This is a genomic window from Pseudomonas sp. GM84, from assembly GCF_000282535.1.
Taxonomy (GTDB): Bacteria; Pseudomonadota; Gammaproteobacteria; order Pseudomonadales; family Pseudomonadaceae; genus Aquipseudomonas.
This window is the reverse complement of sequence record NZ_AKJC01000181.1, coordinates 1-14,342: the sequence shown is the minus strand read 5'-3', so window position 1 is coordinate 14,342 and position 14,342 is coordinate 1. Positions and strand designations below refer to the sequence as shown.

12 protein-coding genes are annotated in these 14,342 nt (G+C 62.5%); 3 read left to right on the top strand and 9 right to left on the bottom strand.

Annotated features, from left to right (window positions below):
* Positions 1–126 precede the first annotated feature (126 nt).
* The 9 genes from gltS to PMI38_RS15245 all read right to left on the bottom strand — a co-directional run bounded on the left by gltS (position 127) and on the right by PMI38_RS15245 (position 9,163).
* Positions 127–1,335, bottom strand: a complete 1,209-nt coding sequence (gltS, locus tag PMI38_RS15285) for a sodium/glutamate symporter (RefSeq protein ID WP_008095618.1) — start codon at positions 1,333–1,335, stop codon at positions 127–129.
* 44 nt (positions 1,336–1,379) lie between these two features.
* The gene (hutG, locus tag PMI38_RS15280) at positions 1,380–2,318 is read right to left on the bottom strand and encodes a formimidoylglutamase (protein ID WP_008095617.1); all 939 of its coding nucleotides are present in this window, start codon (positions 2,316–2,318) and stop codon (positions 1,380–1,382) included.
* Positions 2,319–2,338: 20 nt separating this feature from the next.
* A complete protein-coding gene (locus tag PMI38_RS15275) occupies positions 2,339–3,064 on the bottom strand; it encodes an IclR family transcriptional regulator (protein ID WP_008095616.1) in 726 nt (241 codons plus the stop codon).
* A 173-nt stretch (positions 3,065–3,237) separates the two neighbouring features.
* Positions 3,238–3,834 carry a cytochrome c3 family protein gene (locus PMI38_RS15270; protein ID WP_008095615.1) on the bottom strand — a complete coding sequence of 199 codons (597 nt, stop codon included), beginning with the start codon at positions 3,832–3,834 and terminating at the stop codon, positions 3,238–3,240.
* 9 nt (positions 3,835–3,843) lie between these two features.
* Entirely contained in the window at positions 3,844–4,329 is a 486-nt protein-coding gene (locus PMI38_RS15265; protein WP_008095613.1) for a nitrate reductase cytochrome c-type subunit, read from the bottom strand.
* 11 nt (positions 4,330–4,340) lie between these two features.
* Positions 4,341–6,842, bottom strand: a complete 2,502-nt coding sequence (napA, locus tag PMI38_RS15260; protein WP_008095612.1) for a nitrate reductase catalytic subunit NapA — start codon at positions 6,840–6,842, stop codon at positions 4,341–4,343.
* Positions 6,839–7,099, bottom strand: coding sequence for a chaperone NapD (locus PMI38_RS15255; protein ID WP_008095610.1), 261 nt, complete (start codon positions 7,097–7,099; stop codon positions 6,839–6,841). The genes napA and PMI38_RS15255 overlap by 4 nt, the downstream gene beginning before the upstream one ends.
* A gap of 33 nt (positions 7,100–7,132) precedes the next feature.
* Positions 7,133–7,300: a periplasmic nitrate reductase, NapE protein gene (gene napE / locus PMI38_RS15250; protein WP_008095609.1), complete on the bottom strand. Its 168-nt coding sequence runs from the start codon at positions 7,298–7,300 to the stop codon at positions 7,133–7,135.
* A 297-nt stretch (positions 7,301–7,597) separates the two neighbouring features.
* Positions 7,598–9,163 carry a GGDEF domain-containing protein gene (locus PMI38_RS15245; protein ID WP_008095607.1) on the bottom strand — a complete coding sequence of 522 codons (1,566 nt, stop codon included), beginning with the start codon at positions 9,161–9,163 and terminating at the stop codon, positions 7,598–7,600.
* Between the two features lie 254 nt (positions 9,164–9,417).
* Here PMI38_RS15245 and PMI38_RS15240 point away from each other — a divergent pair, with 254 nt between their 5' ends.
* From PMI38_RS15240 to PMI38_RS15230, 3 genes are all read left to right on the top strand, one after another.
* Positions 9,418–10,743: an MFS transporter gene (locus tag PMI38_RS15240; RefSeq protein ID WP_008095605.1), complete on the top strand. Its 1,326-nt coding sequence runs from the start codon at positions 9,418–9,420 to the stop codon at positions 10,741–10,743.
* 565 nt (positions 10,744–11,308) lie between these two features.
* Positions 11,309–12,667 (top strand): 8-oxoguanine deaminase, encoded by a 1,359-nt coding sequence (locus tag PMI38_RS15235; RefSeq protein ID WP_008095599.1) that lies wholly within the window; start codon positions 11,309–11,311, stop codon positions 12,665–12,667.
* A 124-nt stretch (positions 12,668–12,791) separates the two neighbouring features.
* Positions 12,792–14,306 carry a nucleobase:cation symporter-2 family protein gene (locus PMI38_RS15230; RefSeq protein ID WP_008095597.1) on the top strand — a complete coding sequence of 505 codons (1,515 nt, stop codon included), beginning with the start codon at positions 12,792–12,794 and terminating at the stop codon, positions 14,304–14,306.
* The last annotated feature ends 36 nt before the right edge of the window (positions 14,307–14,342 follow it).

Here is a 14,342-nt window from a genome sequence, read left to right as displayed (position 1 = left end):
GCTTCGCCGGTGTTCGCGGGACAAGCCCGCTCCCACAGGAATTGCGTCAACTTTTAGAAATTGAGCAAGACAGTTGCTCCCACAGGAAGGCGTGGGCCTCGAGCTTGCCGGCGATGGGCCGAGGGATCAACTGAACGCGTTGATGAACCAGGTAATCAACGGCAAGGCGACGATGTCGATCAGCACCGCACCACACAGCGGAACGATGATGAAGGCCTTGTACGAGAACACCTTGTAGTGATCACAGATGGCCCCCATGTTGGCCACCGCATTGGGTGTCGCCCCCAGGCCATGGCCCATGTAGCCGGCGCACAGGACGGCGGCATCGTAGTTGCCACCGAACAGGCGGAACAGCACGAATACGCACAACGCCATCATGATCAGCACCTGCACCACCAGGATCACCAGCAACGGCAGGCCAAGTTGCTCCAACTCCCAGAACTTCAGGCTCATCATGGCCATGGTCAGGAACATGCCCAGGCTGATGTCACCCAAGGTGCCGACCGCGTTGTCCGGGATCTCGATCACCTGGGCACGGTCGTTGAAGTTACGCACAATGATCGCCACGAACATGGCGCCGACATACACCGGCAAGACAATGCCCAGGTGCGCCTTCAAGGCATCGCCAATCCAGAAACCAAGCACCATGATCACCAGCATGCAGGTCAGCAGACGCAGCAGTACCTTGGAGTCGATGGCCACGCCTGGACCTTGGTTGGCCTTTTCCAGCACTTGCAATGTGTCTGCGCTATCGGCCCGAACCGCGAGTTTCTTCCGGTCGATCAGGAAACGCGCCACCGGGCTACCCAGCAAGCCGCCGGCCACCATGCCGAAGGTGGCCGAAGCCAATGCTGCCGTCGTCGCACCCGAGGTGCCAAGGCTTTCGGCAATCGGGCCAAACGCAGCGGCCGCGCCAAAGCCGCCTTCAAGCGACACTGCACCGGCCATGATCCCCAACAGCGGATCGATCCCCAACGCCTTGGCCATGCCGACGCCCACCAGGTTCTGCAAGAGTGCCAACCCCCAGCAAGCCCCCAGGTAGACGAACAGGATCTTGCCGCCCTGGCGCAGCAGGCCTAGGCTGCCGCCAAGGCCGACAGTGGTGAAGAACATCACCATCAAAGGTGTTTGCATGGCGGTGTCGAGGGTGATGTCCAGCCACTGCAGATTGCGCAGCAGCCACACCACCAGGGCAAAGCCGAAGCCACCGATCACCGGGGCGGGTACACAGAGTTGGCGCAACCAATGGCTGTGCTTTTTCAGTTGTGCGCCCATGGCCAGCAGCAATAGCGCCAGGGCAACAGTGGTCAATGCGTCAAGTTGCAAGGTAAGCATGGGTAATACTCTTGTTTTTGTACTGGGACAGATAAAGGGATTGTTCAGTCGACCAGGCTTGCCAACAGCCGCGCGCCGATCTTTGCAGTGCGCAAGTCCTGGTCGAGCGCTGGGTTGAGCTCGGCCACATCGGCCATGCGCAACTTGCCGCTGGCCTTGGCACGCCGAACCAGGTGCTCGATCACCATCAGGTCGACCCCGTGGGCCGAAGGCGCGCTGACGCCAGGGGCCTGGCTGGCCGGGAGCACATCGAGGCAGATCGTCATGTACAAATGATCGATGCCCGCCAGGAACTCATCGACAAAGGCCTCGATGGCCGCGATGTTCCACGGCTGCATCTGCCGATCGAGGCGATAGCGCACATTCAGGCGCTGCGCCTGTTCGAACAGCGCCTGGGTGTTGTTCAGCTCGCTCACGCCGAGGCAGCAGTAGTCGAAGGCCATACCGGCCTGCTCGCAGTATTCGGCGATCTGTCGAAACGGCGTGCCGGAGCTGCTTTGCTCGGCATGGCGCAGGTCGAAGTGGGCATCGAAGTTGAGAATGCCGATGCGCGGTTGTTCTTCCAGACCCCGCAGGTGCTGGGCCAGGCCCAGGAAGCTTGCGTAGGCGATCTCATGCCCACCGCCCACGCCCAGGGGCAAATGCCCTTGCTCCAGCAGCAGCGCCACACGCTGGGCATAAGCCCATTGGGCGCCTTCAAGGTCAGTGCCTTCGCAGACGACATCACCGCTGTCATAGACCGGACGCTCGCCGCGCCAAGCCAGGTTGGCCAGCGCCTTGCGCAGGACGGGCGGCCCAAGACGTGCGCCCGTGCGACCCTGGTTGCGGCTCACGCCTTCATCGCAGGCCAGGCCCACCAGGGCGGTGCCGGGTGCCTGACGGTCGGCGAAGGGCTGCACCCATTGGTGCCAGCGTAGCGCCGAGGCGCCCTCGCCCGCGTCGATACGGCCCTGCCACGCCGGCAAGGAAAGATTGTCTGTCATGCAGAAACTCCAGGTGTGATTCAGTCCAGCCGCGCACCGACGCGCAAAGCGACCTCACAGGTCCAGTGGGTCAGCCGCTCGCTGTTCTTTTGCGCACGAAAGGCCGGGGCCATCAGGCTGATTGCGCCATGCAGCCGGTTGCGGCTGTCGAGTACCGGTGCGCTAACGCCCCAGACGCCGTCGTCGATTTCGCTCAGGCTGACCGCAAACCCTTGGGCGCGAATGGCGATGAAACTGTGCTCGTATTCGGCAATGCCTTCGGCATCCACCCCCTGCTCGCGGAGGAACGTCTGACTGCGCTCGGGTTCCATGTGCGCCAGCAGCACCCGCGCCGAAGCGCCCACCAGCAGGGGCTGGGCCAAGCCTTTCTGATAGCAGCAGCGCAGCGGCTGCGGACTGTCGATCATCTCGATGCAAATGGCCTGGCCGTTGCTCGGCACCATCAAGGCGACACTCTCGCGACTCAACTCGGCCAGGCGTTTGAGCTCCGGCAGCGCCTGCGATACCAACAGCGCCTGGCGGTCGAACTTTTTCGCCAACTGCAAGCAGGCAGGCCCTGGCAGGTAACGACCGTAGCCGTTGTCTTCGGCAAGGCCCCAGCGCAGCAAGGTCTTCAGGTGCCGGTAGGTGCTGCTCAAGGGTTGGGCCAGTTGCAGACTCAATTCCTTGGCCGCCACCGCCTCATCGGCCTGCCCGAGGGCGACCAGAATCTGCAACAAGCGATCGGTGGGGCTGGTGTAGTTCATGTGTGCTCCTTGCGAACATGGTGCACAGGGTTTCTCAAAGGGTGAAACAGGATTCCCATGGAGTGGGAAATTTTGTCCATAAACACGGGATAGGAGACGACCGGTGCCCATATTCGCGAGACAAACCCGCTTTCAGACAGCGTCGTGAGGGTGCGGGGTGACTACCAGAGTGACTACCAGCCCTTCACCCCCGTCATGTCCGGCAGCTTGTGCGCGATGCCCTTGTGACAGTCGATACAGGTAGCCTCGCCGCTGGCCAGGGAGGTCGAATGCATGGCGGCGGCCCGTTTGCTCTGGCGGGTGAAGTCCATGAACTGGAAGTTGTGACAATTGCGGCACTCGCGCGAGTCGTTGGCCTTGAGCCGTGCCCACTCGTGCTCGGCCAGTTCGCGGCGGTGAGCGACAAATTTTTCGCGGGTATCGATGGTGCCGAAGAGCTTGCCCCAGACCTCCTTGGAGGCCTGCATCTTGCGCGCGATCTTGTGCGTCCATTCATGGGGCACATGACAGTCCGGGCAACTGGCGCGCACACCGGAGCGGTTGGTGTAGTGAATGGTTTCCTGAAGTTCGACGAACACGTTGTCACGCATCTCGTGGCACGAGGTGCAGAACTTCTCGGTGTTGGTCAGTTCGAGTGCCGTGTTGAAGCCGCCCCAGAAAATGATCCCGGCGATGAATCCGCCAAGCGTCAGAAAGCCCAGGCTGAAATACACACTGGGACGACGCAGGATGCCCCAGTAGTCCTTGAGCAGGGCAATCAGTGTTTTCATGGCGCCTCCTCAGGGTTTGCGCGCAGCGTTGGCGTCGTCTTGCAGGATCTTGTCGATGGTCTCGAAGCTGTTGCCCACCAGCGGCTGCACTTCCTTTTGCACGACATGGCACTGGTTGCAGAAGTAACGCCGTGGCGACACAGCGGCCAGGGCCTGGCCATCGCGGTCCATGTAGTGCGTGATGCTGATGGCCGTCGCCTGGCTCTTCGCGCTATTGGCCCGGCTGTGACAGGCCAGGCACTTGTTGCCATTCATGTCGATCTGATAACCGCGAATGGCATGGGGAATGGTCGGCGGCTGGTCGGGGTAGTTGCGTTCACGCTTGATGTCGCGGTTCTCGTCGTTGGCAATCGCCGGAGCCGGCATGCTTTGCGTCAAGGTACCGCCGGGTCGACGCCCGTCGGGCCCCGGTGCATCGAGCGGATAATCGACCTCGGCGGCCAGCGCCAGGCCAATCGCGGCCAGCAGGAACAGGGGCAGCATTCGAAAAGGCATGATGGGCCTCCTCAGGCCAGGCTGATCAACTCGATGCGGATCGCGCACTTCTTGTAGTCGGTCTGCTTGGAGATCGGGTCGGTGGCATCGAGGGTGACTTTGTTGATCAGTTTGTTGGCATCGAAAAACGGCACGAACACCAAGCCGCGCGGCGGCTTGTTGCGACCGCGAGTCTCGATGCGCGCACGGATTTCGCCACGCCGGCTGATCAGCTTCACTTCACTGCCACGGCGCGCCTGCATGGCCTTGGCATCTTCCGGGTGCATGTACACCAGCGCATCGGGTACGGCCTTGTACAGCTCTTCGACGCGTTGGGTCATGGTGCCGGTGTGCCAGTGCTCCAGCACCCGGCCGGTGCTCAACCAGAACGGGTAATCGGCATCCGGTGCTTCGGCAGGCGGCTCATAGGGCAAGGCGAAAATGATCGCCTTCTTGTCGGGGTAGCCGTAGAACTGCACGGCACTGCCTTTCTCGACATAGGGATCGAGCCCTTCACGATAGCGCCAGCGGGTTTCCTTGCCATCGACAACGGGCCAGCGCAGACCGCGCTCGCTGTGGTAACGGTCGAAATCGGCCAGGTCATGGCCGTGGCCGCGGCCAAAGCGGGCGTATTCCTCGAACAGGCCTTTTTGCACGTAGAAGCCGAAGGCCTTGGCTTCGTCATTCTTGTAACCGGCTTCCAGTTGCTCGACGGGGAACTGGTCGACCTGGCCGTTCTTGAACAACACCTCGTACAGCGTCTTGCCCTTGTAGTCGGACGCCGCGACCAGTTCGGCAGGCCAGACTTCATCGGTGGTGAAACGCTTGGAGAACTCCATCAGCTGCCACAGATCCGACTTGGCATCCCCCGGCGCACTCACCAGTTGATGCCAGAACTGGGTACGCCGTTCGGCATTGCCGTAGGCGCCCTCCTTCTCTACCCACATGGCGCTCGGCAGGATGAGGTCGGCCGCCTGGGCAGAAACGGTGGGGTACACGTCGGACACGATCACGAAGTTCTCGGGCTTGCGCCAGCCAGGCAGCACCTCTTGCATGATGTTGGGGCCAGCATGCATGTTGTTGCTGGCCTGGGTCCAATAGACGTTGAGGACGCCGTCCTTGAGCATGCGGCTCTGTTGCACGGCGTGAAAGCCGACTTTCTCCTGGACCGTGCCGGGCGGCAGCTTCCAGATGGCTTCAGCGGTGGCCCGGTGCTTGGGATTGGTCACGACCATATCGGCAGGCAGGCGGTGCGAGAAGGTCCCGACCTCGCGTGCGGTACCGCAGGCCGAGGGTTGCCCGGTCAGTGAGAAGGGACTGTTGCCCGGTTCGCTGATCTTGCCCGTGAGCAGGTGGATGTTGTAGATCAGGTTGTTGGCCCACACCCCCCGGGTGTGCTGGTTGAAGCCCATGGTCCAGAACGATACGACCTTGCGCTTGGGGTCGGCATACAGTTCCGCCAGGGCCTTGAGCCGCTCGGCGGGGACTCCGCTTTCCTTGGCGGCACGCTCCAGGGTGTAGGGTTTGACGAACGCCGCGAACTGATCAAACGAGATATCGCTCCAGGTGTTGGCCTTGTCGGCGTTCTTGGCGCGGGTTTCCAGCGGATTGTCGGGGCGCAGCCCGTAGCCGATGTCGTCGGCGCCCTGGGCGAAGCGCGTGTGCTTGCCAATGAAGTCCTGGTTGACCGCACCGCTTTCGATGATGTGGTTGGCGATGTAGTTGAGGATCAAGAGATCGGTTTGCGGCTTGAACACCATGGGGATGTCGGCCAGCTCGAAGCTGCGATGCTCGAAGGTGGACAGCACCGCCACCTTGACGTGTGGCTGGCTCAGGCGCTTATCGGTGACCCGGGTCCAGAGGATCGGGTGCATCTCGGCCATGTTCGAGCCCCAGAGCACGAAGGCATCGGTGGCTTCGATGTCGTCGTAGCAGCCCATCGGCTCGTCCGCGCCAAAGGTGCGCATGAAGCCCATCACCGCCGATGCCATGCAGTGGCGCGCATTGGGGTCGATGTTGTTGCTGCGAAAGCCGCCCTTCATCAGCTTGTTGGCGGCATAGCCTTCCCATACCGTCCATTGCCCCGAGCCGAACATGCCGATGGATTCGGGGCCTTTGTTCTTCAAGGCTTCCTTGTACTTCTGCGCCATGATGTCGAAGGCCTGATCCCAGCTGATCGCCTGGAACTCGCCCTGCTTGTCGTATTGACCGTTCTTCATGCGCAGCAGCGGCTGGGTCAGGCGGTCGACGCCGTACATGATCTTCGACAGGAAGTAACCCTTGACGCAGTTCAGGCCACGGTTGACCTCGGCCTTGATATCGCCATGGGTGGCGACTACGCGGTTGTCCCGCGTCGCGACCATGACGCTGCAACCGGTGCCGCAGAAGCGACAGGGTGCCTTGTTCCAGTCCAGGGTAACCATGTCCGCTTCGGTCACCAAGTTACTGGCGCTGCTGAATATCGGCAGGCCGGCAGCGGCGGCGGCAATGGCAGCGGCATGGACCTTGGCGAATTCCCGGCGAGTCAGGCTCATTCGATGTCTCCTGCAGGGTCGAGGAGTTCGTGATAGACCAGCGCAGCATTGAGTACACCTGGAATGTTGCTGATCTGTTCGATGCATTGAAGAATCTGGTTTTCGTGCTCGGCTTCAAGCACCACGACCAGTTTTCCAACGGGACTTTCCTGATGCAGTTCCAGGCCTGGCAACAAGCGCAGGTTGGCTTTTACCGCGGCAAACAGCTCGGGGCGGGCGTGGACCAGAAGGCTTGCGATATGCAGGGGCTCATCCATGCGCAGGCTCCAGTGGATGTCAGACAGGCGTCATCAGTTGGGCGGCCCGGGAGGCCCCAACAGCATTTGCGAAAACCAGATGATGAAACCGTAGCCACCGACGATAACCACCGATAGCAATGGAAAGAGGAAGGCGACAAGAAAGAGGAACAGGCGGGTTTCCTTGCCGCGCTCGCTTTTTGGCGCTGGGTCAGTGGGCATGGATCAAACTCCAGGCAAACTTGCCTGAAGACTAGATCAGGTTGTTAGTTCGCGCGCTTGTCACGACCAATGGCGGTGACCAAGTCCCGGATAACATCAGGGGATTTGAAATTGAAAATCACTACGATGTCGCTTCAGTTTTAGAGCCGATAACTTTTTTATTTCACATTGGCAGCTGACAGCGTTCGTTCTTGTATGGGTGTTCGATAATTAAGTTATTGGATCAATACAACCTATTGGCGATGTTTTGCAACGTGTCCGAAAAAGTGCCCGTTACTGAGTACCCACCACCCCCTGTCAGCAGGCAACCACCCTGTTGCGCCCCTGCTGCTTGGCCCGATAGAGGCGTTCATCGGCCAGCTTCAACACCGCATCGGCGGTCGGTGTCTGATCGTCCATGCAGGCCACACCTACCGAAAGCGTCAGCCTGCCCACCGCGGGTGTCTGGCTGGTCGCCACGTTTTCCCTGATCCGCTGCGCGATGGTTTCGGCGATGGCGATGGGGCTATCGGGCATGATCACGATGAACTCCTCTCCCCCGGACCGGCACACAAGGTCGCTTGACCTTGAGTTGATCTTCAGGATATCGGCCACGTGCTTGAGCACCAGGTCGCCAACGTCGTGGCCAAACACATCGTTCACCCGCTTGAAGTGATCGATGTCCAGGGCCAGTACGGCATAGGGCTGTTCGGTCTGGGTCAACAGGTCGAGGAAGGTGGTCATCGCCCTGCGATTGGCCAGGCCGGTCAAGGCATCGCTCTGCGCTTCATGGTGGAGACGGCCGAGGGTTTGCTGCAGGAGTTTGACTCCGCTAAGCAGCGCTCGGCGGATCGCCGCTGCATCACGGTACCAGGCTTGCACGTTGAGCAATTGCGACTCGGCCTGGGGCGCGGTCAGCTGCATGGCGGTGATCGACAGCTGGCGCAGTGGCCGCACGATCAGGTTGGTACCCGCCAGAATCAGCCCCAACCCGATGATGCCTGCCGGCAGCATGCCGAGCAGCGTCTGCCCCATCAGTTCGGCCAGGGGCGCCAGGGTGCGCTCACGAGGCTGCTCGGCGATGACGGCCAGCCCGGTGCCCGCCACCGGCGCGAAGCCTGCCAGCATCTGCTCCTGGTTGTGGTCTGCCATCTGCATGGCGCCGTACTCACCCCGCAGCGCCTGGTCCACCGCCGGGCTGGGCGTGAAGATCTCGCCGATTTGCCGTTCGTTCGGGTGATAGAGCACACGCCGGTTGCCATCGACGACGAACACCAAGGTGCCCTCGTGGTGAAAGTGGCTGCTGATCAGCGTATGCAAGGCGCTCTGCTGCTCAAGATAGATGGAGCTGCCAATCACCCCGATAAATTCGCCCGAGGCACGGGTGACAGGTTGCGAGATGAACAGCACCAGATGGCCGGAGCGGGAGATATAGGCCGAACTGACCATGGGCTTGCGCGCGTGCAGTGTCTGCTCCATGAGCACTGAGTCCAGCGTCGCGTCATGGCCACTGCGCAACACCTGCGGCGCCGTTTGCAACACCCTGCCGCTGGCCCCGACGATGGCAACCGCGTTGAGGTCCAAGTCCTGATCCCGCAGGCGATTGGCCTCTGCCCGCAGCGCCGCGGGATCATCCCAATGATCGGCCAGGATCAGGGCACTGTATTTCATGCGCCGCTGCGCCGAATGAAGGAAGGCTTCAATGCTTGAAGCGACCTTGGCGGCGTAGGCCCGGTTGGCTTCGAGGGTGGAATCGATCAGGGCATCGCGCTGGATGCGATAGGCGACGATGAGGCTGTTGCACACGGTGGCGAGCACCGACAACAGCACAAAAAGCAGCACAAGTGCTCGCAGATCAAGCAACTGGGGCCAGAAGCGTTTCATGTCACATCCCGAAAGAGTCGCCGAGGTAACGCTCTTCAGGCTAGCTCGGCCAGGCAACGAAGGCGGCCTGCTCGCGCTATTTACCCGATGTTGCCCGACGACCGCTGCATGTGTTCGATTATCGAACAGTAGCCTGCAACCTTGCATTGACGGTCCAGCCCGCGCTGCTCACCATTCCCTTGTCTTGCGTGCCTTTCTGCCCTGAACCTGGCCGCAGCTATCAGCCGCTCCTTACAATTTCAAGAAACAAGCACATGACGCCTTCGAAGATCGACACCACCCTGCCGCCCCTGCCCCAGGGCTCCATCGGCAGCAAGATTCGCGGCGCGTTCGCCGTGGGCAAGACGCGCTGGGGCATGCTCGCCCTGGTGTTCTTCGCCACCACCCTGAACTACATCGACCGCGCCGCACTCGGCATCATGCAGCCGATCCTGGCCAAGGACATGAGCTGGACGTCGATGGACTACGCCAACATCAACTTCTGGTTCCAGGTGGGCTACGCCATCGGCTTCCTGCTGCAGGGCCGGCTGATCGACAAGGTCGGCGTGAAGCGCGCGTTCTTCGTCGCGGTGCTGCTCTGGAGCCTGGCCACCGGCGCCCATGGGCTGGCCACTTCGGCCGCAGGCTTCATGGTCTGCCGCTTCATCCTCGGCCTGACCGAGGCAGCCAACTACCCCGCCTGCGTCAAGACCACGCGGCTGTGGTTCCCGGCCGGTGAACGGGCCATCGCCACCGGGCTGTTCAACGCCGGCACCAACGTCGGCGCCATGATCACCCCGGCCCTGCTGCCGGTGATCCTGGCCGCCTGGGGCTGGCAAGCGGCCTTTATCGCCATGGGCTGCCTGGGCCTGGCCTGGGTGGTGCTGTGGGGCCTTAAGTACTTCAACCCCGAGGAGCACCCCCACGTGCGCCAGAGCGAGCTCGACTACATCCAGCAGGAGGTCGAGCCTGAGGCGGTGCGTGTGCCGTTCAGCCATATCCTGCGCATGCGCGGCACCTGGGCCTTTGCCGTGGCGTTCGCGATTACCGCACCGGTGTTCTGGTTCTACCTGTACTGGCTGCCCCCGTTTCTCAACCAGCAGTACAACCTGGGGATCAGCGTCACCCAGATGGGCATCCCGCTGATCCTGATCTGGCTGACGGCGGACGTCGGGAGTATCGGCGGTGGCATCCTCTCGTCGTGGCTGATCGGGCGCGGCATGCGCGCCACCCGTGCCCGGCTGGTGTCGATGCTGCTGTTCGCCTGCACCATCGTCAGCGTGACCTTCGCCGCGCATGCCAGCGGCCTGTGGCTGGCGGTGCTGGCCATTGCCGTGGCGGTCGGCGCGCACCAGGCCTGGACGGCGAACATCTGGAGCCTGCTGATGGACTACACGCCCAAGCACCTGGTGAGTACCGTGTTCGGCTTTGGCAGCATGTGCGCGGCCATTGGCGGGATGTTCATGACGCAGATCGTCGGCAGCGTGCTGACCCTTACCCACAACAATTATGCGGTGCTGTTCACGCTGATCCCGACGGTGTATTTCATTGCACTGGTGTGGTTGTACTTCATGGCGCCGCGCAAGCTCGAAGCGGTGTAGGTCCAGGGGCACTTGTCGCAAGCCTTCCAAAAGCCGACGCGATTCCTGTGGGAGCGGGCTTGTCCCGCGAACACCGGCGAAGCCGGTGCCATCCTCCGCGTTGCCTGTTTCGCGGGACAAGCCCGCTCCCACAGAGACACCACAGACATTGAAGCAGCGCAAGGCAGTGGCTCCCACAGGGACCCAGGCGCTGCAGCCACCCAGCAAGGGTCCAATTTTTCGTATACAAAAAAATACAATTCTGGTTACATTAGCCGACGCCTACGACACCGGTAATCGCCGCTGCGTATTGCGACAGGCTAAAGCCATGCATTACCCCTACCTGCTCGCCCCCTCCGAGCCCCCTGCGCGAATCACTGCATTCGCCGCGGTTCCGTTTTCCCAGCACACCCCCCACCGCCTCACGCCGAGCCCCTGTGCTCCGGCGGCGTCGACGCGTGCGCTGCTGCTCTAACGAACCTTGTGGAAACTCAGCACCTGGTTTCTAGGGTTTGGCTCTAATCGAAAACCGGGTGTCTGCAAACCTCGAATTGCAACCCGAACCCCACGCGGGAGTGGAACACCTATGCCCAAGACATTACTGATCAAGAACGCCGAACTGCTGGTGACGATGGACGGCCAACGCCGCGAGATCAGACGCGGCGGCCTGTACATCGAGGACAACCTGATCAAGCAGGTCGGCCCCAGCGACGAACTGCCCCAGCACGCCGACGAGATTCTCGACATGACCGGCAAAGTGGTCATCCCCGGCCTGGTCAACACCCACCACCACATGTACCAGAGCCTCACCCGCGTGGTGCCGGCGGCGCAGGACGGCGAGCTATTCAACTGGCTGACCAACCTGTACCCGATCTGGGCCCGTTTGACCCCTGAAATGATCTCGGTGTCGACCCAGACCGCCATGGCCGAGCTGATCCTGTCCGGCTGCACCACCTCCAGCGACCACCTGTACATCTACCCCAACGGCTGCAAGCTCGACGACAGCATCCACGCCGCCGAGGAAATCGGCATGCGCTTCCATGCCGCGCGCGGCAGCATGAGCGTGGGCCAAAGCCAAGGCGGCCTGCCACCGGATTCGGTGGTGGAGAAGGAAAGCGCGATCCTCAAGGAATCCCAGCGCCTGATCGAGGACTACCACGACGCCAGCCATGGCTCGATGCTGCGCGTGGTGGTGGCGCCCTGCTCGCCGTTCTCGGTCAGCCGCGACCTGATGCGCGAAGCGGCCGTACTGGCACGCCAGTACGGCGTGTCGATGCACACCCACCTGGCCGAGAACGTCAACGACATCGCCTACAGCCGCGAGAAATTCGGCATGACCCCTGCCGAGTACGCCGAGGACCTGGGCTGGGTCGGCCACGATGTGTGGCACGCCCACTGCGTGCAGCTCGACCAGCACGGCATCGAACTGTTCGCCCGCACCGGTACCGGGGTGGCGCACTGCCCGTGCTCGAACATGCGCCTGGCCTCGGGCATCGCGCCGATCCGCAAGATGCGCGACCACGGCGTGCCGGTGGGCCTGGGCGTGGACGGTTCGGCCTCCAACGACGGCGCCAGCATGATCGGCGAAGTGCGCCAGGCCCTGCTGTTGCAGCGCGTCGGCTTCGGCCCCGACGCGATGACCGCGCGCGAGGCCCTGGAAATCGCCACCCTCGGCGGTGCCAAGGTGCTCAACCGTAACGATATCGGCGCCCTCGCCCCGGGCATGGTGGCCGACCTGGTCGCCTTCAACCTGAACCATGTGGCCTATGCCGGTGCCCTGCACGACCCGCTGGCGGCCCTGGTGTTCTGCACCCCGACCCACGTTGACACCAGCGTCATCAACGGCCGCGTGGTGGTCAAGGACGGCCGTATCACCACCGTCGACCTGCCACGGGTGCTGGAGCGCCACAACCAGCTGGCACGCCAACTGGTGATAGGCGAGTGATCCACCCAGGCCGTTGCCCGTCGCCTTGAGGCAACGGCCTGCCCCCTTTCTACACCGCTTCACCCACCGCGACTGAGACCGTGCTGTTAGACGCATCAAAAAAAACAAAAGCGAGCTACTCACCATGACTTCTCCCGCTACACCTCGTCCGGAAGACGAGAACCTCGGCGTCGGCGCAAACCTGGCCTACGGGCTGCAACATGTGCTGACGATGTATGGTGGCATCGTTGCCGTTCCGCTGATCATCGGCCAGGCCGCAGGCCTTGCTCCCGCCGACGTCGGCCTGCTGATCGCTGCCTCGCTGTTCGCCGGTGGCCTGGCCACCTTGCTGCAGACGCTGGGCATTCCGTTCTTCGGCTGCCAGTTGCCGCTGGTCCAGGGCGTGTCCTTCGCGGGCGTGGCGACCATGATCGCGATCCTCGGCAACGACGGTCAGGGCGGCCTTGCCGTGGTGTTCGGGGCGGTGATCGCCGCGTCACTCATCGGCCTGCTGATCACCCCACTGTTCTCACGCATCACCCAGTTCTTCCCGCCATTGGTGACGGGCATCGTCATCACCACCATCGGCCTGACCCTGATGCCGGTGACGGCGCGCTGGGCCATGGGCGGCAACAGCCAGGCGGCGGATTTTGGCAGCACGTCCAACATCGCCCTGGCAGCGTTCACCCTGGCCACCGTACTGCTGCTCAGCAAACTCGGCAGCGCGAGCATTTCGCGGCTGTCGATTCTGCTGGCCATGGTAATCGGCACGCTGGTGGCCCTGGCCTTTGGCATGGCCGACTTTTCACAGGTACTGGAAGGTTCGATCGTCGCGCTGCCGCAGGTGCTGCCGCTGGGTGCGCCGCAGTTCCAGGTGGCGGCGATCCTGTCGATGCTGATCGTGATCGTGGTGACCATGGTCGAGACCTCGGCCGACATCCTCGCCGTCGGCGAGATCATCGACACCAAGGTCGACTCCAAACGCCTGGGCAACGGCCTGCGCGCCGATATGGCCTCCAGCGCCCTGGCGCCACTGTTCGGCTCGTTCACCCAAAGCGCCTTCGCGCAGAACGTCGGCCTGGTCGCGGTGACCGGTGTGAAGAGTCGCTATGTGGTGGCCTGTGCAGGGCTGATCCTGGTGACGCTGGGGCTGTTGCCGGTGATGGGTCGGTTGATCGCCGCCGTGCCCACTGCGGTGCTTGGCGGCGCCGGCGTGGTGCTGTTCGGCACGGTCGCGGCCAGTGGTATCCGCACCCTGGCCCAGGTCGACTACCGCAACAACATGAACCTGATCATCGTCGCCACCTCGATCGGTTTCGGCATGATCCCGATTGCCGCGCCTGGTTTCTACCACCACTTCCCGGCGTGGTTCGAAACCATTTTCCACTCCGGCATCAGCTCGGCGGCGATCATGGCGATCCTGCTCAACCTGCTGTTCAACCACCTGCGTGCCGGCAACTCCGACCAACAGTCGGTGTTCGTCGCCGCCAGTGAGCGTACGCTGCGCTACCGCGACATCGCCGGGCTGAACGACGGTGATTTCTTCCGCGATGGCAAGCTGTTCGACTGCGATGGCAACGAGGTGCCGGTGCTAGCGGAAGATGACGGCCATGGGGACGTTCCTGCTCCCCGCAAGCGGCGTCTGGAACAGGCGCACTGAGTGATTGGGGCCGCCTCGCGGCCCATCGCCGGCAAG